The organism is Agromyces humatus, assembly GCF_021228295.1.
GTDB lineage: Bacteria > Actinomycetota > Actinomycetes > Actinomycetales > Microbacteriaceae > Agromyces > Agromyces humatus.
In genome coordinates this window covers 478868-503219 of the sequence record NZ_JAJQPD010000002.1, presented here as the reverse complement: position 1 = coordinate 503219, position 24352 = coordinate 478868, and the positions used below count along the sequence as shown (strand labels likewise).

Here is a 24352-nt window from a genome sequence, read left to right as displayed (position 1 = left end):
GGCCTCGATTCAGATCTGGTGTTCGCGCAGACGGCCGGACCGCACGTAGACGCCGTAGGTGATGAGGAGGAGCACCGCGTAGACGGCGATGAATCCGACGAACGCGCTGCTGTAGCCGCCCGTGGCCTGGAAGGACAGGTTGAGGGCCTGCGGGATGAGGAAGCCGCCGTACGCGCCGATCGCCGAGATGAGGCCGAGGGCGGCGGCAGCCTTGCGCTTCTTGGCGGCGTCGTCGCCGGATGCACGGAGGGCGAAGACGATCGGCACCATGCGGTACGTCGAGCCGTTGCCGACGCCCGCCGCCGCGAAGAGGAGGAGGAAAAGACCCAGGAACAGCCAGAAGTCGCCGAGCGGCAGCGTGAGCAGTACGCCGACGGTGATCGTCGCCATGGCCGCGAAGGCGACCATCGTGATGCGGGCGCCGCCGAACCGGTCTGCGAGCCGGCCGCCGAAGGGGCGTGAGAGCGACCCGACGAGCGCTCCGAGGAACGCCAGGGAGATCGACGCACCACCCACCGCGATGGCCGAGAACTCGGGGAACTGGTCGGCGATGAGCTTCGGGAACACGCTCGCGAAGCCGATGAACGAGCCGAAGGTGCCGATGTAGAGCACGGACATGAGCCAGAGGTGCGGCTCCTTGAGCGCTGCGGCGGAACCGGAGACGTCGGCCTTGGCATTCGAGAGGTTGTCCATGTAGCGGTAGGCGCCGAACATCGCGAGCAGGATGAACGGGATCCAGATCCAGCCGGCGACCGTCAGATTGAGGGTCGCGCCCGCACCGATCGTGATCGCGATCGGGACGATGAACTGGGCGACAGCGGCGCCGATGTTGCCGCCGGCCGCGTTCAGGCCGAGCGCCCAGCCCTTCTCCCGCTGCGGGTAGAAGTAGGTGATGTTCGACATCGAACTGGCGAAGTTGCCGCCGCCGAATCCGGCGAGGGCGGCCGCCGCGAGGAGCACGCCGAACGGCGTCTCGGGGTTCGACACGCACACGGCGAGCGCGATGGTCGGTGCGAGGAGCAGGCCGGCCGAGATGATCGTCCAGTTCCGGCCGCCGAACATCGGGACGAAGAAGGAATAGGGGATGCGAAGCGTTGCGCCGACGAGGCTCGGGATGGAGATGAGCCAGAAGATCTCGCCGGTGTCGAGGTCGAAGCCCGCCGCCGGCAGCGTCACGACGACGATCGACCACAGCTGCCAGACGACGAACCCGAGGAACTCGGCGAAGATCGACCAGTTGAGGTTGCGGCGGGCGATGGCGCGCCCCTCGGTGCGCCACTGCCCCTCATCTTCGGGGTTCCAGTGATCGATCCACCGGCCGGGCCTCGTGGCGAGGGCAGTCGTCGCGGGTGCGACGGTCCGGTCGTCCTGCGGGGGAGCGGTGCTGAGGGTCTCGGTCATCGGTGCCTCCGGGGTGTCGTCGCGGGTGGAGCGTGCTGCCGACGTTATTGGCGCCGTGTTTCCGCGACTCGGTCGGGTCGTAAACCCTGCGTCTCCAGCTGCTCACCCGAAGCGGCCTGGCGTGTGAGGTCGTCATCAGACATCGATCCGGTATCCCCGCTTGACGACCGTCGCGATGAGCCCGGGTACGCCGATGGTCTGGCGGAGCCGGCTCAGTGCCACTTCGAGTGCGTGCTCGTCGTTCGTGCCGGGAAGGCCGGCGGCGAGCCGATCGCGGGCGACGACCGATCCTCGCGCCTGCACGAGGGCGCGCAGGATCCCGAGCGCGACGGGCGCGAGCGCCACCCGGCGGTCATCGACGTCGACCACGGAACCGCGCAGCGCGATCGGTCCGTGTCGCGTGTCGAGGCGCACGACCCGCGCCGACTCCAGGTGCTCGCACACGAGCCGGATGAGCGCGCCCATGCGGAATCGTTCGGGCTGGAGCGGCATCACCCCGGCATCGATGAGCGGCGCGGAGGTGACAGGGCCGACGGCGGCCGCGACGACCGGCCCGCACATCGCGTCGATGAGGTCGTCGTAGCGCCCTCGCGCCTCGGCGGCGATGAACAGCGCGTGCACGGCGGGTGCGCTCGTGAACGTGATGCAGTCGAGACCGCCCGAGCACGCGGCGTCGATGAGGCGGTCGACCCGGTCGTCGGTCTCGTCGGTCTCGATCCACCGGTACGGTTCGACGGTGAGCACGCGGGCGTGCGCATCGTGCAGGCGCACGAGCTGCGACGGATTGAGGAATCCGTGCAGCTGCACGGCGATCGTGAGCCCCTCGGGATAGGCGGTGAGCACCTCGTCGATGAGCGACTCCGTGGTCTCCTCGGCGCTCATTCCGACATCGTTGAGCCCCGCCGCGCGGATCCCACCGCGCGCCTTCGGCCCGCGCACCAGGATCGCCGTGCCGGAGAGCGCCTCGACGAGGTCCTCACCGAGGCCCGCGGCATCCGCGACCTCGAACCACCGGCGCACGCCGTACGCGGTCGTCGCGAGCAGCACATCGGGCCGTGCATCGATGATCGCGCGCGTGTCGGCGATCACGGGATCATCGGAGATCGCGTTGGCCATGCGCAGCGTCGGCGCATGCAGCACGTGGGCGCCGCGGCGCGCGAGCGCGTCGATGAGGTCGGCTGAGCGGCGATCGCTCGTGACCCCGATGCGGAACCCGGCGAGCTGGTCGGGCCGGAATGCCGGCGGTGCCTCCATGAGATCAGTCACGTGGACACCGCCGCGAATCCCGCCGCTCGTCGCATGAGATCGGATGCCTCGGCATCGCCGTCATGCGCGAGGCGCACCACGTCGCCGACGACCACGATCGCGGGCGAGGTCACGTGCGCACGCCCGGCGGCGAACACGATGTCGGCGAGGGTGCCGATCGTCGTGCGCTGGCCGGGCTGGAATCCGCGCTCGACGATCGCGACGGGCATGTCGACCGACATGCCGTGCCGCGCGAGGCCGGCGGTGAGCGAGGGCAGCGAGTTCACGCCCATGAGCACGACGATCGTGCCGCCGAGGCCCGCGAGGTGGGTGAGCTCGTCATCGGTGAGCGGCGCGTGCCCCGACACGACGGTGAAGAGGTGGCTGATGCCGCGGTGGGTGAGCGGGATCCCGGCGGCGCCGGGGACGGCCACGGCGCTCGTGACACCCGGGATGACGTCGACCGCGATGCCGGCCCGGTGGCACGCGAGCACCTCCTCGCCCCCGCGACCCAGCACGTACGGGTCGCCGCCCTTGAGTCGCACGACGTGGCGGCCGGCGAGCGCGTGCTCCACGAGCAGTTCCTCGATCTCGTGCTGCGGAATCGCGTGGTGACCCGGGCGCTTGCCGACGTCGACGAGCTCGGCGGTCGGTGCGAGGCGGGTCAGGCCCTCGTACGGTGCGAGCCGGTCGTAGAGCACGACATCGGCCGCTTCGAGGGCGCGCACCGCGGCGAGGGTCAGCAGGTCCTCACGGCCGGGCCCGCCGCCGACGAGCGTCACCTGGCCGGTCATTCGCCGGCCCCCCGCACGGGGATCGTGGTTCCGGCGACGAGCACGGCCTCGCCGCGCTCGCGCTCCTCGGCGGTCGCGGGGCGGAACTGCCCGCGATCGTCGGCCACCCGTGCGATCGAGGGATCGGGCTGGTTCGGCGCATTCACGAACGAGCGGAATCGCCGCAGCCGCTCAGGGTCGGCGAGGGTCGCCGCCCACTCGTCCTCGTAGGTGTCGACGTGTCTGGCCATCGCCTGCTCGAGTTCGTCGGCGAGGCCGAGGGAGTCGTTCACGACGACGTCGCGCACATGGTCGAGGCCGCCCTCGATGTCCTCGATCCAGCGTGCCGTGCGCTGCAGGCGATCGGCGGTGCGCACGTAGTACATGATGTAGCGGTCGATGTAGCGCAGCAGCGTCTCGTCGTCGAGGTCGCTCGCGAGCAGCTGGGCGTGGGCCGGCTGGAATCCGCCGTTGCCGCCCACGTACATGTTCCAGCCCTGGTCGGTGGCGATGACCCCGACATCCTTGCCGCGCGCCTCGGCGCACTCGCGGGCGCAGCCCGAGACGCCGAACTTGAGCTTGTGCGGCGAACGCAGGCCGCGATAGCGCAGTTCGAGCTGCACGGCCATCGCCACCGAGTCCTGCACGCCGTACCGGCACCAGGTCGAGCCGACGCAGCTCTTCACGTTGCGCAGCGCCTTGCCGTACGCCTGGCCCGACTCGAACCCGGCGTCGACGAGCCGTCTCCAGATCTCGGGGAGCTGATCGAGTCGTGCGCCGAAGAGGTCGATGCGCTGGCCGCCGGTGATCTTCGTGTACAGGCCGTAGTCGAGCGCGACCTCGGCGATCACGGCGAGCTTCTCGGGCGTGATCTCACCGGCGGGGATACGGGGGACGACCGAGTAGGTGCCGTCCTTCTGCATGTTGGCCATGGCCCGGTCGTTGGTGTCCTGCAGGCCGCCGCGGCCGCCGTCGAGGATGTACGAACCGTGCTGCGTCGCCAGGATCGAGCCGATGACGGGCTTGCACACGTCGCAGCCGCGCCCGGTGCCGAGGCGCGCGATGATCTCGTCGAACGAGGCGAGCTCGAGCACCCGTACCGACTCGAACAGTTCCTGCCGGCTGAGCGCGAAGTGCTCGCAGAGCGCACGCGACGGGGTCACGCCCGCCTTCGTCAGCTCGGACTCGAGCAGCTTCTTCACGAGGGGCACGCACGAACCGCACTGGGTCCCGGCGCGCGTGCAGGCCTTCAGGGCGCCGAGCTCGGCGCAGCCGTCGTCGTGCGCCGCGTGCGCGCCGGTGACGGCGTCGCGGATGGTTCCGGCGGTCACGTTGTTGCACGCGCACACGAGGGCCGCGGCGGGCAGTTCATCTCCAGCGGGCGCCTCCATGCCCGATGCCGACAGATACGCGGCCGGCTCGCTCGACAGCTGCGTGCCGAGCAGCGGGCGCAGCGACGCATAGGGGGAGGCGTCACCGACGAAGATGCCGCCGAGCAGTGTCGTCGCGTCATCGGTCATGACGAGCTTCTGGTAGAGCCCGCGTGCCGGGTCGGCGTAGACGATCTCGAGTGCCTGCTCGGTGCGGGCGAGGGCATCGCCGAAGCTGGCGACGTCGACACCCGAGAGCTTCAGCTTCGTCGCATCGTCGACGCTCGTGAACTCGGCCGCGCCGCCGAGCAGCCGATCGGCCACGACCTCGGCCATCGCATTCGCCGGAGCGACGAGCCCGGTGCAGCGACCCTCGAAGCTCGCGACCTCGCCGATCGCCCAGATGCCGGGTGCCGACGTCGCGCACGACGTGTCGATCGCGGCGCCGCCGCGCGGGCCGAGCTCGAGCCCGAGTCCGCGCGCGAGTTCGTCGCGGGGGCTGATGCCGATCGCGAACACCACGAGGTCGGCCTCGATGTGCCGGCCGTTCGTGAGGTCGACGCCGACCACGGAGTCGTCCTCGACGACCACCGCCGACGGCCGAACGCCGAGGTGCAGCCCGATGCCCTGCCCGGCGATGATGCGGCCGAGCGCACGTCCGGCGCCCTCATCGAGTTGGGCGGACATGAGCCAGCCGCCCGAGTGCACGACGGCGGCGTGCGCGCCGAGCTTCGCGAGGCCGCCCGCTGCCTCGAGCCCCAGCAGGCCGCCGCCCGCGACGACCACGCGCGCCGGCCGGCCGTGTGTCGCAGCGAGGTCGCGCACCTCGGCGACGAGCGCGTCGACATCGTCGATCGTGCGATACACCCGGGCGTGGTCCCGCCCGGGAAGATCGGGCACCGGCGCGCTCGACCCGGTCGCGAGCACCAGATCGTCCCACGGCAGCACGAGGCCACCGGAGGTCGTCGCCGTGCCGGCCTCGCGGTCGATCGCGACGACCCGCTCGCCCGCGAGCAGCCGAACGCCGCCCTCGTGCCACATCGAGGTCGGCGCCAGGGTCAGGTCGGTCGCGACATCCGCCAGCCGTGTGCTCAGCGCGACACGGTCGTACGGAGCGTGCACCTCCTCGCCGACGACCGTCACCCGCAGGGTGCGGCCGCCGTCGCGGGCGTGCAGGCTGTCGGCGAGGCGGTGGGCGGCGGGTCCGCCGCCCACGACGACGACGTCGCGGACGCCGGATCCGGTGTGAGTGGTGTGGGTCATGGCGGCCCTCCGTGGCTCGATTGGCTGCGAGCGTACGGTCGGGCCGTTTCGGCCCTGTTACGACCACGTAACCGCGTCACACGTCGACCGCACACCGATCGGCCGGTCGTGTGAGCCGAGTTTCACGTCGTCGAAACAGGCGGATGTCCCGGGCGAAACAGCCGCGCCGTAATGTCGCTGCCACGACACGAGAGGAGCAGAGATGTCATTCACCATCGAACGCACCGCCGCCTGGAACCCCGCCTGCGAGGTCGACGAGCTCGAGCACGGCTGGGGCGAGGTCGCCCTCATGGGGGCGCAGCAGATCGCCCTCGTGCGTGTCACCGGCGACGAGGTGTACGCCGTCGACCACCACGACCCGCACACCGGCGCGCCGGTCATGGCGCGGGGCATCGTCGGGTCGCGCGGCGAGCGGCCGACCATCGCGTCACCGCTGCACAAGGAGGTCTACGACCTCGGCACGGGGGAGTGCTTCACCGACCCGTCGCTCGTGCTGCGCACCTACCGCACGCGCATCGTGGGCGGCATGGTCGAGGTGGAACTCGACGGCTGACGCACGCTCAGTCGCGCTGTGTGAGCACGATGGGGTCACCGTCGGTGATCGCGATCGTGTGTTCGGAATGGGCCCCGCGTGAGCCATCGGCGCTGCGCAGGGTCCAGCCGTCGGGGTCGGTGAAGATGCGGTCGGTCGTCTCGAGGAACCACGGCTCGATCGCGATGACGAGACCGGGCTTCAGCGGCAGGCCGCGCCCCGGCCTCCCGCTGTTGGCCACGTGCGGGTCGCCGTGCATCGTGCGGCCCACGCCGTGGCCGCCGAAATCGGTGTTGACGGCGTAGCCGGCGGCCTTCGCGATGTCACCGATGGCGCGTGAGATTTCGCCGATGCGGTTGCCGACCCGCGCGGCCGCGATGCCGGCCTCGAGTGCGCGCTGCGTGGTGTCGATGAGGCGCAGGTCGCCATCGCGCGGGGTGCCGACGACGATCGAGAGCGCCGAGTCCGAGACCCAGCCGTTCACCGATGCCGCGAAATCGAGGCTCAGCAGGTCGCCGTCGCGCAGCCGGTAGTCGAACGGCAGTCCGTGCAGCACGGCATCGTTCACCGAGGTGCAGATGACCTTGCCGAACGGGCTCGCGCCGAACGACGGGTGGTAGTCGATGTAGCAGCTCTCGGCGCCGGCCTTCCTGATCAGCTCGTGCGCGAGCGCGTCGAGCTCGAGCAGGTTCACGCCGACGCCGGCGGCGGCCGCGGTGGCTTCGAGCACGCTCGCCACGAAGCGGCCCGCGGGACGCATCTCCTCGATCTCGGCAGGGGTCCTCAGTTCGATCATGCCCATCCTCTCCGCAGTCCATTCTGTCGGCTCCGCCCTGAGTGAACACCCGGCTGACTCGAAGCCGCGGCCGCTAGCCTTGGCACATGCTCCTCCGGCGCCTCTTCTATCGCTGGCAGTTCATCGCGGTCATCGCGCTGCCGGTATGGCTTCTCGTGGGCTGGGCCGTGTTCGGCTCGGGCGGCTGGGGCACCCTGGGCCTCGCCATCGTCGTGCCCGTGGCGTTCGTCGCGCTCGGCATCGTGGCGCTCCTCGTCAACGCCCGACCGACGGTGCGCGCCGAGCGCGCCGCTTCATGGGTCGATGTCGGCGTGCTCGGCGCCTGGCATGCGGCCATCATCGCCACGGGCTTCTTCGGCTCCGGCGGCGCCTGGTTCGCAGTGCTCGCCGTCATCGGTGCGATCGCGGCGTTCTGGGTCTCGCTGTGGCAGCTCATCTCCGACGGGGCCAGGCGCATGAAGGCCTCGATGGACGAGTTCGAGCGACTCGCCGCCCAGCAGCCGGGCACGCAGGACGGGCCGGCGAGCACCGGCGAGCGCGGGTCGTCGCCGGGCTCGGGGCGCGACGACGACGACGGCGAGGTCATCATCGTGCACGAGCTGCGCGACTGACGCAGGGGTCGCGTACGGGACATCCGTTCGTTCGCTTTGCCTGACGGCACCCGGCATGGCAGAATGGACGATTGTGCCGCCGCAGAGCTCTGCCTCCGGGGAGCACGCGCAGCGCGATCGTTCATCGAATGTTCGCGCGGGCGGCACCAGACACTTCTATTCACAGATCCGCGTTCGACCGGTGGCGGGCGCAGAGAGCGAACCATCATGCACATCCTCGACCATGTCGACGCCGCGAGCCTGAGGTCGGACATCCCCGACTTCCGCCCCGGCGACACCGTCAAGGTGCACGTCAACATCATCGAAGGCACGCGTTCGCGCATCCAGGTATTCCAGGGCGTCGTCATCGGCCGTCAGGGCGAAGGCGTGCGCGAGACCTTCACGGTCCGCAAGGTCAGCTTCCAGGTCGGCGTCGAGCGCAAGTTCCCGGTGCACTCGCCGGTCATCGACCACATCGAGATCGTCACCCGCGGCGACGTGCGCCGCGCGAAGCTGTACTACCTGCGCAAGCTCCGCGGCAAGAAGGCCAAGATCAAGGAGAAGCGCGACAGCTGATCCGCCTCGCGCGAATCGCACCGACACGCGAACTCGAACCCGAGCTCCCCACCATAGACTGGTGGGGAGCTCGGGCGGTTAAATGACAGAAGAAGACACAAGCACGCGTATCGAACGCGCGGGCTCAGCATCGGCACGCAGGAAGCGCAGCACGCTGCTGTTCTTCCGCGACCTCCTCGTCATCTTCGTGGTGGCGGTGCTGGTGTCATTCCTCATCAAGACGTTCCTCATCCGATCGTTCTTCATCCCGTCGGCGTCGATGGAGCAGACGCTCGTGCAAGACGATCGCATCATCGTCAATCAGCTCGTTCCCGACCTCGCTCCCATCCAGCACGGCGACGTCGTGGTCTTCGAAGACCCGGGCGGGTGGTTGCCGGCGCGGGTCGACCCTTCGCAGCCGCCGCTCATCGCGGCGTTCGACTGGTTCCTCGCGTTCGTCGGACTCTCCGCGCCCGACTCGAACGATCATCTCGTCAAGCGCGTCATCGGCATGCCCGGCGACCACGTCGTATGCTGCAACGCGCTCGGGCAGATGAGCGTCAACGGGGTGCCGCTCGACGAGCCCTACGTGGCCCTTCCGCCCGGAACGACGAAGGTCTCCGAGCTCGACTTCGACGTCACGGTTCCCGACGACTCGCTCTGGGTCATGGGCGACAACCGCTACAACTCGAAGGACTCGCGCTACAACGGCGGAACCCCGCTCGAGGGGTTCGTTCCGGTCGACAACGTCGTCGGTCGCGCATTCGTGGTGAGCTGGCCGGTCTCGCACTGGGCGTGGCTCGACAACTACCCGGGCGTCTTCGCCGGTGTCGAAGAGGCGGCGGGCTGATGTCGCCCTCCGTCGTTCCCAACCTGCGGGTCGAGCGCGTGATGTTCGACGAGGGCGCGCCGCTCGTGCTCGCCTGCGATGAGGTGGGTCGGGGCGCGCTCGCCGGCCCCGTCGCCGTCGGCATGGTGGTCATCGATGCCGGGGTGCGCCGCATGCCGGCCGGCCTTCGCGACTCGAAGCTCATGACCGAGCCGCGCCGCGAGGCGATGGCACCACGGGCGGTCGCATGGGTGCGGTCGTGGGCCGTTGGCGAGGCGAGTGCGGCAGAGATCGACGAACTCGGCATCATGGCCTGCCTCGGGCTCGCCGGCGCGCGGGCGTTCGCGGCGCTCGAACTGCCGGTCGACGCGATCGACCTGCCGCTCATCCTCGACGGCAACCACGACTGGCTGAGCGGCGCCATCGCACACCGGGCCCGGGTCTCGACCCGCATCAAGGCCGACCGCGACTGCGCGTCCGTGGCAGCGGCATCCGTCATCGCGAAGGTGCACCGCGACGGCGGCATGCGCCGCGCGCACGAGGCCACCCCGCTGTATGCCTGGGACGAGAACAAGGGCTACTCGAGCCGCGCCCATTTCGCGGCCATCGACGAGCACGGCGCGAGCGACCTGCACCGCAAGACCTGGCTGCACGAGCGAGGGCCAGAGGCGCCGACGCTCTTCGACCTCAGCGTAGGATGAATCCCGATGGATGAGGACGAGTTCGAAGACTACGACCGCGAGGTCGAGCTGGCCCTGTACCGCGAATACCGTGACATCGTCGCGCAATTCAAGTACGTGGTCGAGACCGAGCGACGGTTCTACCTCGCGAACGAGGTCGAACTCGTGCGGCGCGACACCGAGCACGACTTCTACTTCGAGCTCACGATGAAAGACGTCTGGGTCTGGGACGTCTACCGCGCAGACCGGTTCGTCAAGGCCGTGCGGGTGCTCACCTTCAAGGACGTCAACGTCGAAGAGCTGGCCACGCGTGATTTCGAGCTCCCGAAGGAGCTCGCCCTCGACGAGTAGCGCCCGCTGCCCCACTCGTCCTCGACAGTCTGCGCCGGTCGCCGGTTCTGCACGGTGAGACCGCTGCGAGCCGGCCGACGGATGCACCTCCGCGACGCTGTTCGCGGAGGTGCACATGGCGCACAACGCGGAACTCGGTCGGCGCGGCGAACAGCTCGCGGTCGACCATCTCGAGGCACGGGGCATGTCGGTGCTCGAGCGCAACTGGCGATGCCGGCTCGGTGAGATCGACATCGTCGCCGAAGACGGCGGCGACCTCGTCTTCATCGAGGTGAAGACGCGTTCGAACGGCGACTACGGGCATCCGTTCGAAGCGATCACGCCCATCAAGCTCGCGCGGCTGCGGCGGCTGGCCATCGCGTGGTGCGAGGCGAGCGACTCGTCGGCCGCCGTGCGCATCCGCATCGACGCGGTCGCCGTGCTCGTCCCCGCCGAGGCTCCGGCGCTCATCGAGCACCTCGAGGGGATCAGCTGATGCCCGTCGCCCGCACCCGCTCGATCGCCCTGCTCGGGCTCACCGGCTCGATCGTCGAAGTCGAGGCCGACCTGTCGGCACAGCTGCCCGCGTTCATCATCATCGGCCTTCCCGACGCGGCGCTCGGCGAGGCGCGCGACCGGGTGCGATCGGCAGCGATCAACGCCGGCTGCCCGCTGCCGTCGCGCCGGCTCACCGTCAACCTGTCGCCTGCCGCGCTCCCGAAGCACGGGTCGGGGTTCGACCTCGCCATCGCGATCGCCTGCCTCGCCGCGGCCGGCGAACTCTCGCGTGAATCGGTCGACCGGGTCGTGCATCTCGGTGAGCTCGGACTCGACGGTCGGCTGCGCCCGATCGACGGCATCCTCCCGGCGGTGCTGGCGGCTGCGCGTGCCGGCCATGACACGGTCATGGTGCCGGCGGGCAATGCGACCGAGGCGGCGCTCGTTCCCGGAATCCGCGTGGTCGGGGTCGCCTCGCTGCTCGAGGCCGCGATCTGGCACGGCGGCGAGTACGAAGAACGCGAATTCGAGACGGTGCCGTCGGCGACGACGGCGACGGCCGCCGACACCGAAGCCGACATCCCCGGCGACCTCGCCGATGTGAGCGGCAACGACGACGCCGTCGAGGGCATGCTCGTGGCTGCCGCCGGCGGTCATCACGTCTACCTGCTCGGCCCACCCGGAGCGGGCAAGACCATGCTCGCCTCGCGACTGCCCGGAATCCTGCCCGATCTCGACGCCGACGCGGCGCTCGAGGTCGCCTCCATCCGGTCGCTCGCCGGAATGCGGCCCGCGGCGGGGCTCTCGTTCCGTCCGCCCTTCGAAGCGCCTCACCACACTGCGACCGCCGCGGCGATGGTCGGCGGTGGAAGCCGTCTCATCCGTCCGGGGGCGGCCGCGCGTGCCTCGCACGGGGTGCTGTTCCTCGACGAGGCGCCGGAGTTCCCGTCCGCCGTGCTCGACGTGCTCCGACAGCCGCTCGAGTCGGGCAGCATCGCGATCCACCGGGCGAATGCCGTGGCGAGCTTTCCGGCGAAGTTCCAGCTCGTGCTCGCGGCGAACCCGTGCCCCTGCGGGAACGACGGCACGGCCGAGTGCACGTGTCCGCCGATCGCCCGGCGCCGCTACCTCGGGCGCATCTCTGGCCCGCTGCTCGATCGCGTCGACGTGCAACTGCGGGTGCCGCGCATCACCCTGGCGGCACTGCGCGCGGCCGGCGAGAAGACCAGGCTGTCGAGCGTCGACGCACAGGCGAAGGTCATCCACGCCCGGGCAGTCGCCGCTGAGCGGCTTGCGGGCACACCATGGCGCACGAACGCCGAGATGCCCGGTCCCTGGCTCCGCGGCGCGGGTCGGCTCCATCCCGGCGGCCGCGCCGTCGCGGCGCTCGATCGATCGCTCGAACGCGGCGGCATCACGATGCGCGGCTACGACCGAGTGCTCAAGGTCGCCTGGACCCTGGCCGATCTCGACGGGTCGGCCGTGCCCCGCGCCGAGCATGTCACTCGGGCGCTGTTCTTCAAGAAGGGAATCGAGAGTTGAACACGATCCTCGGGCTCGCTGCCGAGCACCGCGACGTGCTCGCGGTGCTGCGGCCCCGCGTGGTGACCGACCTTCGCGAACTCCTCGAGCCGACCGCTCGCATCGTGCTCGGCGTGCTCGCCGAGCCCGGCGACGGCGTGCTCGGACGCGCGGTGTCGGTGCTCGGCGCCGTCGGGGCTGCCGACCTGCTGCTCGCGCAGTGCTCGGCCCGGGCATTCGTCGACACACTCGGCGAGGCCGGTGAGACGATCACGCCGAAGGAAGCCGACGACGGCCTCAAACGCTGGACGCCACGCATCGATTCGGCGTTCTTCACGCGATCGATCGGCCAGGCCGCCCGAGTCGGCGCGCGGTTCTTGATTCCCGGCGATGCCGAGTGGCCGGCCGGCCTGCATGAGCTCGACCGGCACGCACCGCTCGGTCTGTGGGTGCGTGGGCGCATCGACGTGCTCGCCGGCGGCTCGCCCTCGATCGCGCTCGTCGGGGCGCGGGCCGCGACCGGATACGGCGAGCACGTGACCGGCGAGGCGTCGGCCGGACTCTCCGATCGCGGGTTCGTCGTGGTGTCGGGCGGCGCGTACGGTATCGACGGCATGGCTCATCGCACGGCCCTCGCCAGCGACGGCACGACGGTCGCATTCCTCGCGGGCGGAATCGACCGGTTCTATCCGATGGGGCACGAGTCGTTGCTGTCACGCATCGCATCGAGCAACGGGGCGGTCCTCTCAGAGGTGCCGTGCGGCACCGCCCCGACCAAATGGCGCTTCCTCGAGCGCAACCGGTTGATCGCCGCGGCGAGCGACGCGACCGTCGTGCTCGAAGCCGGACTGCGGTCGGGATCGATCAACACCGCCGGCCACGCCTCAGCCCTCGGCCGGCCGCTCGGTGCGGTGCCCGGACCGGTGACGAGCCCCGCCTCGGCAGGATGCCACCGCCTCTTGCGCGAGTACGACGCGGTCTGCGTGGTCGATGCCGCCCAGATGGCCGAGCTCGCGATCGGCTCGGCCTCACCGACCCTCGAGGGGCTCGCTTCCGGCTGGGGCGGCGTGGGGGAGTCGCCCGACGGAGTGCGGGTGCTCGACGAACTCAGCACGCGCACGCCGCGCGAACTGGCCGAGATCGTGCAGCGCAGCGGTGTCGCCTCATCGAGGGTGATGTCGGTGCTCGGCGAACTCGAGGCCGACGGGGTCGTGGTGCGTCGCGAGGGGCGCTGGCTGCGTCGGCGCACTGCGTGACCCAGCTCGAGCGCGCGCCTCGCCCCGGTGCAACGGAGGCACACTCTAGGCTGACCGAGGGAGGGCGAGATGGTGCATCCACAACTCGGCAGGTATCCGGCGGCGAAGCAGGTGATCGCGCATGTGAGCGACACCCACCTGCTCGACGGCGGGGCCCCGCTCGGCGGGGTCGCCGACACGGTGAGCGCCCTCGCGCAGACGGCGCGCCAGCTCGAACGATTCGGCACCGCGCTCGACGCCATCGTCGTCACCGGTGACGTCGCCGACCTCGGTGAGGCCGACGCGTACGCGAGGGTGCGCGCCGTGCTCGAACCGCTCGCCGCCTCCGCCGAGGCGCATCTCGTCTGGGTGATGGGCAACCACGACGAACGCGGGCCGTTCCGACGCGATCTGCTCGACGCCCCGGCCGCCGACCCGGGGCCGGTGCACCACACGGTCGTGGTCGACGGGCTGCGCATCATCGCGCTCGACACGACGGTGCCCGGCTACCACCACGGCGAGCTCGACGACGTCGCCATCGCCTGGCTCGATGCCGCGCTCGAAGAGCCCGCGCCCAACGGCACGGTGCTCGCAATGCATCACGCGCCGATCGCGACCCCGGTCGCGCTCATGGACGTGCTCGAGTTGCGCGGGCAAGACGAACTGGCCCGGGTGGTGCACGACCGCGACGTGCGACTCATCCTGGGCGGGCACCTGCACTACCCGACGAACGGCAGCTTCGCCGGTATCCCCGTCGCGGTCGCAGGTGCGACGGCGTACACGATCGACGCCTCGGCCGGGCCGCGTGAACTCCTCGGTGTCGACGGCGCGCGGTCGTTCAATCTCGTGCACCTCTTCGACGAGGGTGTCGTGACCTCGGTCGTCCCCGTCGGCCGGTTCCGCACGGTCACGGCGCTCGGCGGCGACCTGCTCGCCGAGGTCGAAGCGCTGGCACCCGACGAGCGACTCGAACGGTTCTCACGCAAGCCCGTCGCCTGAGTCACCGCCGCGAAGCCGCCCCGGGTCAGCGCGCCACCGCGCCGTCGGGCCCCTGTGGGGGCAGTCTGAGAGTGTGAGCCTCGACGCGATCCTCGACGACTACCTCGCGCACGTCTCGACCGAGCGCGGGTACTCCAGCCACACCGTCGCGGCGTATCGCGCCGATCTGGCGGACCTGCTGTCCTTCGCCGAGCAGCGCGGCATCACGACCGTCGAGGGCATCGACCTCGCCGTGCTTCGCGACTGGCTGTGGGTCGCGACGGAGCGCGGTCTCGCGCGCGCCACGATCGCGCGGCGTGCGGCATCCGCTCGGGGGTTCACGCACTGGATGACCCGACGCGGCGATCTCGCGAGCGACCCCGGTGCGCGCCTCAAGGCGCCGCGAGCCCAGCGCACCCTGCCACGCGTCGTCGGCGTGCCCGCCCTCGACGAGGCATTCGCACGCCTCGCGGCGCGCGCGGGTGGCGACGACCCGGTCGCCGTTCGCGATCTCGCGATCGCCGAGTTGCTCTACGCGTCGGCGCTGCGCGTGTCGGAGCTCGTCGGCCTCGACCTGGGCGACGTCGACCGCCGCCGTCGCACCGTGCGCGTCACCGGCAAGGGCTCGAAGGAACGCGTCGTGCCCTATGGGGCTCCCGCCGCACACGCGATCGATCGCTACCTCGACTCGGCGCGACCCGTGATGCTGGTGGATCGCCCCGCGACGACGGCCGTCTTCGTCGGGGCTCGCGGCTCGCGGATGGGATCGCGCAGCGTCTACCGGCTCGTCGCCTCGATTCTCGAGCAGATCCCCGGCACCGGTCCGAGCGGGCCGCACGCCTTCCGGCACACCGCCGCGACGCACCTGCTCGACGGCGGCGCCGACCTGCGCGCGGTGCAGGAGTTCCTCGGCCACGCGAGTCTCGGCACGACGCAGATCTACACGCACGTCTCGGCCGAGCGGCTCAAGGAGAGCTACCGCACGGCGCATCCCCGCGCCTGAGCCCGACCGGATGAGAGGTCCGGGATCACTGCAACGGCAACAGCACGGCCCGCGGCAACCCGCCGAGGAACAGGAAGGGCGACACGTACTCGCCGTGCACGCGCACCCCGAAGTGCACGCAGTCGCCCGTGCAGTGCCCGCCCTGCGTGGCGGTGCCGATCACGTCGCCCGCGGACACTGGATCGCCCTGCGCCACCGAGGCCGCAACCGGTTCGATCGCGCTCACGACTCCGTCGCCGTGGTCGATCGCCACGACTCCACGGCCGGCGACCATGCCGGCGAAGCTCACGGTGCCCGGTGCGGCAGCGACGACCGTGGCGGCGGGTTCGACGAGCACGTCGATGCCGCGGTGCCCTGCCTTGTACGGAGTGGGCGGGGCGCGGAACGGCGAGATCACACGGATCGGCGGGGGAACGGGCCAGGTCCAGGAATCGGAGGCGCCGGAAGCGGCGATGACGACGCGGGCCTCCGGCCCCGATATTGCCGACACGGCGACCGGAGCGAACCCGAGCGCGCTCGCCGCGGGTGGGGAGATCGCGACCAGCCCGGCGCCGAGCGCGACGATCAGCACCGCGGCGGTGCCGAACTCGAGGCGACGCGCGAGGCGTGTGCGATGCACGGAACGGGTGGCGGAATCGGTCATGCGTCCGATGCTGGCCGGGGGCGGGGCATCCCCAGATCGAACGGGCGAATCTGTGGAGCCCGCGACCGCCCCTCGTGGTTGGGGAGGCCGAGTGCCGATGGTAGAGTATCGGGAGCACCTCGGCCTGCCGGGGTGACTACGCGTGCCATTCGGCCACCGACTCCACTCAGTCCCACTCCTCGCAGAGGGCGGAGCCGTGCCGGGCACCAGGGCTCCGCGCCGCCGGCGCGAGCGACAACTGAGAACAAAGGAGTACGGCTCATGGCCGTCGTCACCATCCGCCAGCTGCTCGACAGCGGCGTGCACTTCGGGCACCAGACCCGCCGTTGGAACCCGAAGATGAAGCGCTTCATCTTCACCGAGCGTTCCGGCATCTACATCATCGACCTGCAGCAGTCGCTCGCCTACATCGACAAGGCGTACGACTTCGTCAAGGAGACGGTCGCCCACGGCGGCACCATCCTCTTCGTCGGCACCAAGAAGCAGGCCCAGGAGTCGATCGCCGAGCAGGCGACCCGCGTCGGCCAGCCCTACGTCAACCAGCGTTGGCTCGGCGGCCTCCTCACCAACTTCCAGACGGTCTCCAAGCGCCTCGCGCGCATGAAGGAGCTCGAGGAGCTCGACTTCGAGGGCACCACGAGCGGCTTCACCAAGAAGGAGCTCCTCATCAAGAAGCGCGAGCTCGACAAGCTGCACAAGTCGCTCGGCGGCATCCGCAACCTTTCGAAGACGCCGTCGGCACTCTGGGTGGTCGACACCAAGAAGGAGCACCTCGCGATCGACGAGGCCAAGAAGCTCGGCATCCCCGTCATCGGCATCCTCGACACCAACTGCGACCCCGACGAGGTGCAGTACCCGATTCCAGGTAACGACGACGCGATCCGCTCGGTGAGCCTGCTCACCCGCATCATCGCCGACGCCGCCGCCGAGGGCCTCATCGAGCGTCACCAGAAGCCCGAGGCCGAGGGCAACGTCTCGGCCGTCGAGCCGCTCGCCGAGTGGGAGCAGGAGCTCCTCCAGGCCGGTGCCGAGACCACCCCCGCCCAGTCGTCGGCCGAGACCGAGAAGGTCGCCGAGGCTGAGGTCGAGGCGTCGGCCGAGGCCACCGAGGTCGTCGAAGAGGCAGCCACCGAGGTCGTCGAAGAGGCAGCCACCGAGGTCGTCGAAGAGGCCGCAACCGAGGTCGTCGAAGAGGCCGCGGCCGAGGCAGCTCCCGCCGAGTCCGAGGCTGTCGCCGACGACGCGGCCACCGAGTCCAAGTAAGCCCACGAGTCCAGGAGACGTCACACTATGGCCAACTTCACTCTCGAAGACGTCAAGACCCTGCGCGAGCGCCTCGGCACCGGCATGGTCGACACCAAGAACGCACTGGTCGAGGCCGACGGCGACCTTGAGAAGGCCGTCGAGCTGCTTCGCCTGAAGGGCGCGAAGGGCAACGCCAAGCGTGCCGACCGCTCGACCGCCGAGGGCCTCGTCGCCGCCGTCGACAACGGCGACGGCACCGCCACCCTCATCGAACTCGCGTGCGAGACCGACTTCGTCGCCAAGGGCGACAAGTTCGTCGCGCTCGCCGAGCAGGTGCTCGCCGACGTCGCAGCGGCGCGTGCCGAGACCGTCGAAGCCGGTCTCGCGGCTCCCGCCGCAGGCAAGACCGTCGCCGACGTGATCAACGAAGAGGCGGCGATCCTCGGCGAGAAGGTCGAGCTTCGTCGCATCCGCCTCGTCAAGGGCGAGCAGTTCTCGATCTACCTGCACAAGACGTCGAAGGACCTGCCCCCGCAGGTCGGCGTCGTGCTCGGCTACGCCGGCGCAGATGCAGACACCGCTCGCTCGGTGGCGCAGCACATCTCGTTCGCGAACCCCGAGTACCTCACGCGCGAAGACGTGCCGGCCGAGTCGGTCGACAAGGAGCGCGCGATCGTCGAGCAGATCTCGCGCGACGAGGGCAAGCCCGAGGCTGCCCTGCCGAAGATCATCGAGGGTCGCCTCGGTGCGTACTTCAAGCAGGTCGCGCTGCTCGAGCAGGACTACGCGAAGGACAACAAGCTGTCCGTCGCCAAGGTCCTCTCCGACGCGGGCCTCACGGTGAGCGACTTCGCTCGCTTCAAGGTCGGCGCGTAAGTCGGCGTGAGGGAGTCCGGATCGCATCTGCGATCCGGACTCCCTTTTCTGTGCGCGGATGTCGCAGCCGCGCTTCGGCCGCGACGCTCGGCACGAGACATCCGGAACCGGCTGCGCCATTCCGGGTGAACCACTAGTTTTGACACGGGCATTGGAAGAACGGGGTCGGCGATGACGGAACGCAAGCGCAGGGTGATGCTGAAGCTCTCAGGAGAGGCATTCGGTGGGGGAGCACTCGGGGTGAACCCCGATGTGGTCAGCGCGATGGCGCGCGAGATCGCCGACGCCGCCCGCACGGTCGAGGTCGCCATCGTCGTCGGCGGCGGCAACTTCTTCCGCGGCGCCGAGCTCTCCGAGCGCGGCATGGATCGCGGTCGCGCCGACTACATGGGCATGCTCGGCACCGTCATGAACTCGCTCGCCTTGCAGGACTTCCTCGAGCAGGCGGGCGCCGAGACCCGCGTGCAGTCGGCCATCTCGATGACGCAGGTCGCCGAGCCGTACATCCCGCGGCGCGCCGAGCGGCACCTCGAGAAGGGCCGCGTGGTCATCTTCGGCGCCGGAGCCGGCCTGCCGTACTTCTCGACCGACACGGTTGCCGCCCAGCGCGCCCTCGAGATCGACGCCAACGTCGTGCTCGTCGCGAAGAACGGCGTCGACGGCGTCTACTCCGACGACCCGCGTACGAACCCCGATGCGCACAAGATCGACCGCATCAGCTATCAAGAGGCGCTGCAGCGCGGCCTCAAGGTCGTCGACTCCACCGCGTTCAGCCTCTGCATGGACAACGGCATGCCGATGCAGGTGTTCGGCATGGAGCCGGCCGGCAACGTCACGCGCGCGATTCTGGGCGACGAGCTCGGCACGCTCGTCACGAACTGAAGGCTGACGCGCCACTAGACTGGCCGAAGTAGCAAACCGTAAAGGAGTTCCCGTGATCGCGGATGTACTTTCCGATGCCACAACCCGCATGCACAAGGCGGTCGAGGTCGCAAAAGACGACTTCGCCACCGTGCGCACGGGGCGGGCGAACCCCCAGCTCTTCCAGAAGATCATGGTGAGCTACTACGGCACGCCCACGCCGCTCGCACAGCTCGCATCGCTGCAGAACCCAGAGGCGCGCACGCTCGTCGTGACGCCCTATGACAAGGCCGCACTGAAAGACATCGAGCAGGCGATCCGCGACACCCCGAACCTCGGTGCCAACCCGTCGAACGACGGCAACATCGTCCGTGTCACGCTGCCCGAGCTCACCGAAGAGCGTCGCAAGGAGTACGTGAAGATCGTGCGCACGAAGGCCGAAGACGCGAAGGTCTCGGTGCGCAACATCCGCCGCAAGGCCAAGGACGACCTCGACGCACTCAAGGGCGAGGTCGGTGACGACGAGGTCGCGCGCGCCGAGAAAGAGCTCGAGCAGATCACCAAGTCCAACGTCGACGCGATCGACGACGCGCTCAAGCGCAAGGAAGCCGAACTCCTCGAGGTCTGAGGCACGATCATGTCGGGCGTCCCAGAAGAGGATCAGTCTGACGCCGGGGGCCACGAACGAACCGCGCGTGAGGATTTCAAAGCCCAGGTGCACGCGCGCAGGGCAGACATCGAGCGCCAGTTCGAGGCGTCCAAGGCGCAGTTCGACGAGGCGCAGCAGAAGATCGAGGCGCGCACCGGGCGCAACCTCATCGTCGCGATCCTGATCGGGCTCGCGTTCGGCGGTGTGCTGCTGCTGAGCCTGCTCGTGATCAAAGAGCTGTTCATGCTGTTCGCGATCGTCCTCGTGGGCTTCACGAGCTACGAGCTCGCCCAGGCCCTGCGCAAGGGCGGCTATCACGTGCCGCGCATCCCGTCCGCCGTCGTCGCGGTCGTGGCAGTGCCGCTCGCGTACTACGGGGGTGCTGGCGGACAGTTGCTGGCCGTGCTCGGCGGCATTGCGATCGTGGTGCTGTGGCGGCTCGCCGAGCAGGCGGTGCCCTCGCACCGCACCGGCGCAGGCGCACTGTTGCGCGATCTCACGGCCAGCGCGTTCGTCCAGGGCTATGTGACGTTGCTCGCGACGTTCACCGTCGTCCTCACGGCCGCTGAGGGCGGCCAGTGGTGGACTCTCGCCTTCATCGTGATCGTGGTCGCCGCCGACACCGGCGCCTATGCGTTCGGCCTCATGTTCGGCAAGCACAAGATGGCGCCGATCATCAGCCCCAAGAAGACGTGGGAGGGCTTCGCCGGCGGTGCCGGGGCGAGCCTGCTCGCCGGCGTGTTGCTCTCGACGCTGATGCTCGGCAACACTTGGTGGTTCGGCCTCATCTTCGGCGCCGCGATCTTCCTGAGCGCCACGCTCGGCGACCTCGCCGAGTCGCTCATCAAGCGCGACATCGGCATCAAGGACATGAGCTCGTGGCTGCCGGGCCACGGTGGGTTCCTCGACCGGCTCGATTCGATCCTGCCGTCCGCGGCGGTCGCGTACGGCGCCTTCCTCGTGTTCGGGTGAGCGTCGGTGATAATGGTGCGGTGGACTCCATCTTCCCGCACGCGCGCAAGCCGCGGCTCGGCTACAACACCGCCCAGGTAGAGGAGTTCCTCGAGGTCGCGCGGCGCGCCTACGACGGCAACCCGATCGCCGGCGACGCCCCGCTCACTTCCGAGAAGATCCGGCTGACGGCGTTCGCCATGCAGAAGGGCGGATACTCCACCTCGCACGTCGACGCGGCACTCGAGCGCCTCGAAGACGCGTTCGCCGCGCAGGAGCGGCAGGTCGCCTCTCGCCTGCACGGCGACGAGGCGTGGCTGCGCGAGGCTCGCACCACGGCGCAGGTCGTGTCGAACCGGCTCGCCAGGCCCGAATCCCAGCGCTTCGACCGCATGAATCCGGTCGTGCTCGGGTACAACGTGCGCGAGGTCGATCGCTTCGCCGACAAGCTCACGCGGTACTTCCGCGACGGATGGCCCATCTCGGTCGATGACGTCCGAACCGTGGTGTTCTCCACGCAGCGAGGGGGCTATCGCGAGGCGCAGGTCGACCTCGTCCTCGATGCGGTCGTCGACGTCATGTTGGCGGTTCGGTGACCTGCCGGCAGGCGTTCGCCCAGTGCCCGACGCGTCCGATACACTCGACGAATCGTGGGTAGGCATACAGGCGCAGGTGAGACGGCGGGAGCGCGGCCGTCGGCGCCGTCGTCTACCCGATCGAGTTCGCGCGGGGCGGTCAAGCAGGCGGTCACGGTGGTGTTCGCATTCTGTGCCGCATCGAGCTTCCTGCTCGTGAACATCGTCGATCCCTACAGCGGCGCCACGGCCTCACCCGATTTCGCGGCCGAGGGCGAACGTTTCGGCGGCCAGGCTGCGCAGTCGGTCGCGGCCGGCGGCGACTACGAGATCGCCGTCGGCGGCTCCGAGAACTACGTCGTCGAAGAGAAGCCCGAGCCGGTGGTCGAGCCGGCGTCGAGCGGTTCGGGCTGGGCACCGCCGGCGGTGACACCCGACCCCGGATCCGCGCAGGCCTACGCCGCCGGAGCGGTCGCGGCCCGGGGATGGCCGTCGTCGGAGTTCGATTGCCTCGTCGCCCTCTGGAACAAGGAGTCGGGCTGGCGCGTGAACGCCTATAACGCCTCGAGCGGCGCCTACGGCATCCCGCAGTCGCTCCCCGGTTCGAAGATGGCCTCCGCGGGCGCCGACTGGGAGACGAATGCCGGCACCCAGATCGAATGGGGGCTCGGGTACATCTCGGGCCGCTACGGCACGCCCTGCGGCGCCTGGGGGCACTCCCAGTCCGTGGGCTGGTATTGAGCTGAGCTGGGCTGAGCTGAGCTGAGCTGAGCTGGGCCGGCCGGTCATCGCCCGCGCCGTAGACTGATGACATGGCGCGCGCGAACCGATCACGGGGTCGGGCAGCTCGTGCACGTGAGGGGCATCCCGAACTCGATGTCGATCGGCTGACGTCGGGCTGGCGTCGCACCGAAGTGCGGTCGGGCCGCGAATGGAACGTGCAGCCCGTCTCCGAGGCGCAGGCCGTCAAGGCGTACCTGTGCCCGGGGTGCGGGCTCGATGTCGCTCCGGGCGTCGCCCACCTCGTGGCGTGGCGCGCCGACGGCGTACTGGGTGACGCCGCCGACCTCGCGGCGCGTCGGCACTGGCACATCCACTGTTGGAGGATCGGCGAACGATGAGCGGCACGAACGAACCAGTCGAGATCAGGGCGAGCGTCGAGCTCCCCGCGATCCGCGAAGAGATCGAGCTGCACACCTCCGACGGGCTCACCCTCGTCGGCGAACTGGCGACGCCCGTCGACCGGCCGCCCGTGGCCACCCTCGTGACGCTGCATCCGTTGCCGACCGCTGGCGGTTTCATGGACTCGCATATCATCCGCAAGGCGGCCGCTCGCCTTCCGGCGCTCGCCGACCTCGCGGTGCTTCGGTTCAACACACGCGGCACGACCTCGCCACGCGGCACGAGCGAAGGCTCGTTCGGGCAGGGCATCGACGAGCGAGCGGATGTCGCGGCGGCGATGTCGTTCGTCACGGCGCGCGCCCTGCCGCATCCGTGGCTCGTCGGGTGGTCGTTCGGCACCGAGCTCGCCCTGAAGTACGGGCTCGACCACGGCATCGACGGCGCCATCCTGCTGTCGCCCCCACTGCACCGCACGAGCGAGCAGGAGCTCGCGCGCTGGCACGGCGCGGGCCCCTCGCTCGTGGCGCTCATTCCCGAACACGACGACTACCTGAAGCCCGCAGAGGCCGCCGAGCGGTTCGCCGGGCTCCCGAAGCTGCGCCGCATCGATGTCGCCGGTGGCAAGCACCTGTGGGTCGGGGAATCGCAGACGAAGCGCGTGCTCGACGAGATCGTCGGCGTGGTGAATCCAGCGGCCCTGCCGTTGCCTGCGGTGTGGCCCGCGACATCCGATTCGCGGACCGGCTGATCTGGAGCGTCAGCGCTCGTTCTGGCGGGGGATGACGACCTGCTTGATGATGAGCAGTCCGGCAGCGGCCACCGGAATGGCGACGAGCGCGCCGAGGATGCCGCCGAGTGCGCCGCCGGCGAGGGCGGCGATGACGACGAGGGCGCTCGGGATCTTCACGGCACGGTTCATGATGCGCGGGCTCAGCACGTATGCCTCGACCTGCATGTAGATGATGTAGTAGATCGCGGCGACGAACGCGGTGAGTGGTGAACCGAGTCCGGGGATCAGGCACACGAGCACGATGATCACCGAGCCGGTCAATGTGCCGACCAGTGGCACGAGTGAGAACAGGAACGCGATGAACGCCAGCACCGCTGGGAACGGCGCGTTGATGATCGACAGGAAGATGAAGCTCAGCACGCCGTTCACGGCGGCGAGCGACGCCTGCCCGAGCACGAACCGCCCGACCGATTGCGTGATCTGCTCGGTGAGGTCGGCGAAGCGCTCGCGCTTCGATGCGGGCACGAGCTGGTAGGTGGCCCGCTTCATCGCGTTCAGTGATGCCGTGAAGTACAGCATCAGGATGAACACGACGATGACGGCGAAGATGCCGCTGCCGATCGCGAAGGCCACCAGCAGTACCCCGCCGGCGAGTTCGCTCAGCTTGTCGGGATTGGTGACGAACTCGGTGAGTCCCGTGGTGACCTGCTCGATGACCTCGTCGACCCGGATCTGCGGGAACTGCTGCTTCAGCGTGTCGATCCACTGCTGCGAGTTGACGCGCTCGACGATGCGGGGGATCTCCTCGACGAGCTGGCTGACCTGCTCGACGATGATCGGGGCGACGGCGAGCACGAGCGCAGCGACGAGCAGACCCACTCCGGTCATCACGATGACGATGGCGGCCCAACGCGGAAGCCCTCGGCGCTCGAGCCAGCTGATCGCCGGGTCGAGGCCGAGGGCCAGGAACAGTGCCGCACCGATGTAGGTGATGATCGTCGAGAGATTCGCGATCGAGGTGATGATGAGCAGGCCGACACCCACGCCGAGGGTGCCGAGCAACCCGATACGGAACGCGTTCTGGATCTTCATGGAACCGCC

The 24352-nt window shown here is 69.7% G+C and carries 27 protein-coding genes; 20 read left to right on the top strand and 7 right to left on the bottom strand.

Going from position 1 to position 24352, the window contains the following annotated elements:
• Nucleotides 1-9: 9 nt before the first annotated feature.
• From LSF15_RS05010 to nirB, 4 genes are all read right to left on the bottom strand, one after another.
• Nucleotides 10-1401: an MFS transporter gene (locus tag LSF15_RS05010; RefSeq protein ID WP_232497416.1), complete on the bottom strand. Its 1392-nt coding sequence runs from the start codon at nucleotides 1399-1401 to the stop codon at nucleotides 10-12.
• A gap of 135 nt (nucleotides 1402-1536) precedes the next feature.
• The gene (locus LSF15_RS05005; RefSeq protein ID WP_232497415.1) at nucleotides 1537-2667 is read right to left on the bottom strand and encodes a uroporphyrinogen-III synthase; all 1131 of its coding nucleotides are present in this window, start codon (nucleotides 2665-2667) and stop codon (nucleotides 1537-1539) included.
• The gene (cobA, locus tag LSF15_RS05000) at nucleotides 2664-3440 is read right to left on the bottom strand and encodes a uroporphyrinogen-III C-methyltransferase (RefSeq protein WP_232497414.1); all 777 of its coding nucleotides are present in this window, start codon (nucleotides 3438-3440) and stop codon (nucleotides 2664-2666) included. Before cobA ends, LSF15_RS05005 begins: the two co-directional genes overlap by 4 nt.
• Entirely contained in the window at nucleotides 3437-6052 is a 2616-nt protein-coding gene (gene nirB, locus LSF15_RS04995; RefSeq protein ID WP_232497413.1) for a nitrite reductase large subunit NirB, read from the bottom strand. Before nirB ends, cobA begins: the two co-directional genes overlap by 4 nt.
• A gap of 202 nt (nucleotides 6053-6254) precedes the next feature.
• On the opposite strand from nirB, the gene nirD reads away from it, so the two are divergent.
• Nucleotides 6255-6605 (top strand): nitrite reductase small subunit NirD, encoded by a 351-nt coding sequence (gene nirD, locus LSF15_RS04990; RefSeq protein ID WP_232497412.1) that lies wholly within the window; start codon nucleotides 6255-6257, stop codon nucleotides 6603-6605.
• A 7-nt stretch (nucleotides 6606-6612) separates the two neighbouring features.
• Here the strand turns inward: nirD and map are convergent, their stop codons facing one another.
• Complete coding sequence (gene map / locus LSF15_RS04985; protein ID WP_232497411.1) at nucleotides 6613-7380, bottom strand: type I methionyl aminopeptidase; 768 nt, start codon at nucleotides 7378-7380, stop codon at nucleotides 6613-6615.
• A gap of 86 nt (nucleotides 7381-7466) precedes the next feature.
• On the opposite strand from map, the gene LSF15_RS04980 reads away from it, so the two are divergent.
• From LSF15_RS04980 to LSF15_RS04935, 10 genes are all read left to right on the top strand, one after another.
• Nucleotides 7467-7991: a hypothetical protein gene (locus LSF15_RS04980; protein ID WP_232497410.1), complete on the top strand. Its 525-nt coding sequence runs from the start codon at nucleotides 7467-7469 to the stop codon at nucleotides 7989-7991.
• 207 nt (nucleotides 7992-8198) lie between these two features.
• The gene (gene rplS / locus LSF15_RS04975; RefSeq protein WP_232497409.1) at nucleotides 8199-8546 is read left to right on the top strand and encodes a 50S ribosomal protein L19; all 348 of its coding nucleotides are present in this window, start codon (nucleotides 8199-8201) and stop codon (nucleotides 8544-8546) included.
• Between the two features lie 82 nt (nucleotides 8547-8628).
• Nucleotides 8629-9375, top strand: a complete 747-nt coding sequence (lepB, locus tag LSF15_RS04970) for a signal peptidase I (RefSeq protein ID WP_232497408.1) — start codon at nucleotides 8629-8631, stop codon at nucleotides 9373-9375.
• Entirely contained in the window at nucleotides 9375-10055 is a 681-nt protein-coding gene (gene rnhB, locus LSF15_RS04965; protein WP_232497407.1) for a ribonuclease HII, read from the top strand. Before lepB ends, rnhB begins: the two co-directional genes overlap by 1 nt.
• A gap of 6 nt (nucleotides 10056-10061) precedes the next feature.
• Complete coding sequence (locus tag LSF15_RS04960; protein ID WP_232497406.1) at nucleotides 10062-10385, top strand: DUF2469 family protein; 324 nt, start codon at nucleotides 10062-10064, stop codon at nucleotides 10383-10385.
• A gap of 115 nt (nucleotides 10386-10500) precedes the next feature.
• Nucleotides 10501-10860 (top strand): YraN family protein, encoded by a 360-nt coding sequence (locus LSF15_RS04955; protein ID WP_232497405.1) that lies wholly within the window; start codon nucleotides 10501-10503, stop codon nucleotides 10858-10860.
• Nucleotides 10860-12404: a YifB family Mg chelatase-like AAA ATPase gene (locus LSF15_RS04950; protein ID WP_232497404.1), complete on the top strand. Its 1545-nt coding sequence runs from the start codon at nucleotides 10860-10862 to the stop codon at nucleotides 12402-12404. The genes LSF15_RS04955 and LSF15_RS04950 overlap by 1 nt, the downstream gene beginning before the upstream one ends.
• Nucleotides 12401-13639 carry a DNA-processing protein DprA gene (gene dprA, locus LSF15_RS04945; protein WP_232497403.1) on the top strand — a complete coding sequence of 413 codons (1239 nt, stop codon included), beginning with the start codon at nucleotides 12401-12403 and terminating at the stop codon, nucleotides 13637-13639. The genes LSF15_RS04950 and dprA overlap by 4 nt, the downstream gene beginning before the upstream one ends.
• Before the next feature lie 69 nt (nucleotides 13640-13708).
• Nucleotides 13709-14617, top strand: coding sequence for a phosphodiesterase (locus tag LSF15_RS04940; RefSeq protein ID WP_232497402.1), 909 nt, complete (start codon nucleotides 13709-13711; stop codon nucleotides 14615-14617).
• Between the two features lie 73 nt (nucleotides 14618-14690).
• A complete protein-coding gene (locus LSF15_RS04935) occupies nucleotides 14691-15599 on the top strand; it encodes a tyrosine recombinase XerC (protein ID WP_232497401.1) in 909 nt (302 codons plus the stop codon).
• Between the two features lie 25 nt (nucleotides 15600-15624).
• Here the strand turns inward: LSF15_RS04935 and LSF15_RS04930 are convergent, their stop codons facing one another.
• Entirely contained in the window at nucleotides 15625-16242 is a 618-nt protein-coding gene (locus tag LSF15_RS04930; protein WP_232497400.1) for a M23 family metallopeptidase, read from the bottom strand.
• A gap of 261 nt (nucleotides 16243-16503) precedes the next feature.
• Here LSF15_RS04930 and rpsB point away from each other — a divergent pair, with 261 nt between their 5' ends.
• The 9 genes from rpsB to LSF15_RS04885 all read left to right on the top strand — a co-directional run bounded on the left by rpsB (nucleotide 16504) and on the right by LSF15_RS04885 (nucleotide 23269).
• Entirely contained in the window at nucleotides 16504-17505 is a 1002-nt protein-coding gene (rpsB, locus tag LSF15_RS04925) for a 30S ribosomal protein S2 (protein ID WP_232497399.1), read from the top strand.
• Between the two features lie 27 nt (nucleotides 17506-17532).
• Complete coding sequence (gene tsf / locus LSF15_RS04920; protein WP_232497398.1) at nucleotides 17533-18363, top strand: translation elongation factor Ts; 831 nt, start codon at nucleotides 17533-17535, stop codon at nucleotides 18361-18363.
• Nucleotides 18364-18534: 171 nt separating this feature from the next.
• Nucleotides 18535-19245, top strand: a complete 711-nt coding sequence (gene pyrH / locus LSF15_RS04915; RefSeq protein ID WP_232497397.1) for a UMP kinase — start codon at nucleotides 18535-18537, stop codon at nucleotides 19243-19245.
• A gap of 52 nt (nucleotides 19246-19297) precedes the next feature.
• Nucleotides 19298-19852 carry a ribosome recycling factor gene (frr, locus tag LSF15_RS04910; RefSeq protein WP_232497396.1) on the top strand — a complete coding sequence of 185 codons (555 nt, stop codon included), beginning with the start codon at nucleotides 19298-19300 and terminating at the stop codon, nucleotides 19850-19852.
• A gap of 87 nt (nucleotides 19853-19939) precedes the next feature.
• On the top strand, nucleotides 19940-20845 hold the full coding sequence (locus LSF15_RS04905) for a phosphatidate cytidylyltransferase (RefSeq protein WP_232497395.1): 906 nt from the start codon (nucleotides 19940-19942) through the stop codon (nucleotides 20843-20845).
• Nucleotides 20846-20865: 20 nt separating this feature from the next.
• Complete coding sequence (locus LSF15_RS04900) at nucleotides 20866-21420, top strand: DivIVA domain-containing protein (RefSeq protein ID WP_232497394.1); 555 nt, start codon at nucleotides 20866-20868, stop codon at nucleotides 21418-21420.
• Between the two features lie 156 nt (nucleotides 21421-21576).
• The gene (locus LSF15_RS19175) at nucleotides 21577-22140 is read left to right on the top strand and encodes an aggregation-promoting factor C-terminal-like domain-containing protein (protein ID WP_232497393.1); all 564 of its coding nucleotides are present in this window, start codon (nucleotides 21577-21579) and stop codon (nucleotides 22138-22140) included.
• Nucleotides 22141-22211: 71 nt separating this feature from the next.
• On the top strand, nucleotides 22212-22520 hold the full coding sequence (locus LSF15_RS04890; RefSeq protein WP_232497392.1) for an Rv1322 family protein: 309 nt from the start codon (nucleotides 22212-22214) through the stop codon (nucleotides 22518-22520).
• Nucleotides 22517-23269: an alpha/beta hydrolase gene (locus tag LSF15_RS04885; protein WP_232497391.1), complete on the top strand. Its 753-nt coding sequence runs from the start codon at nucleotides 22517-22519 to the stop codon at nucleotides 23267-23269. Before LSF15_RS04890 ends, LSF15_RS04885 begins: the two co-directional genes overlap by 4 nt.
• A 9-nt stretch (nucleotides 23270-23278) precedes the next feature.
• Here the strand turns inward: LSF15_RS04885 and LSF15_RS04880 are convergent, their stop codons facing one another.
• Nucleotides 23279-24343 carry an AI-2E family transporter gene (locus tag LSF15_RS04880; RefSeq protein ID WP_232497390.1) on the bottom strand — a complete coding sequence of 355 codons (1065 nt, stop codon included), beginning with the start codon at nucleotides 24341-24343 and terminating at the stop codon, nucleotides 23279-23281.
• Between the last annotated feature and the right edge of the window lie 9 nt (nucleotides 24344-24352).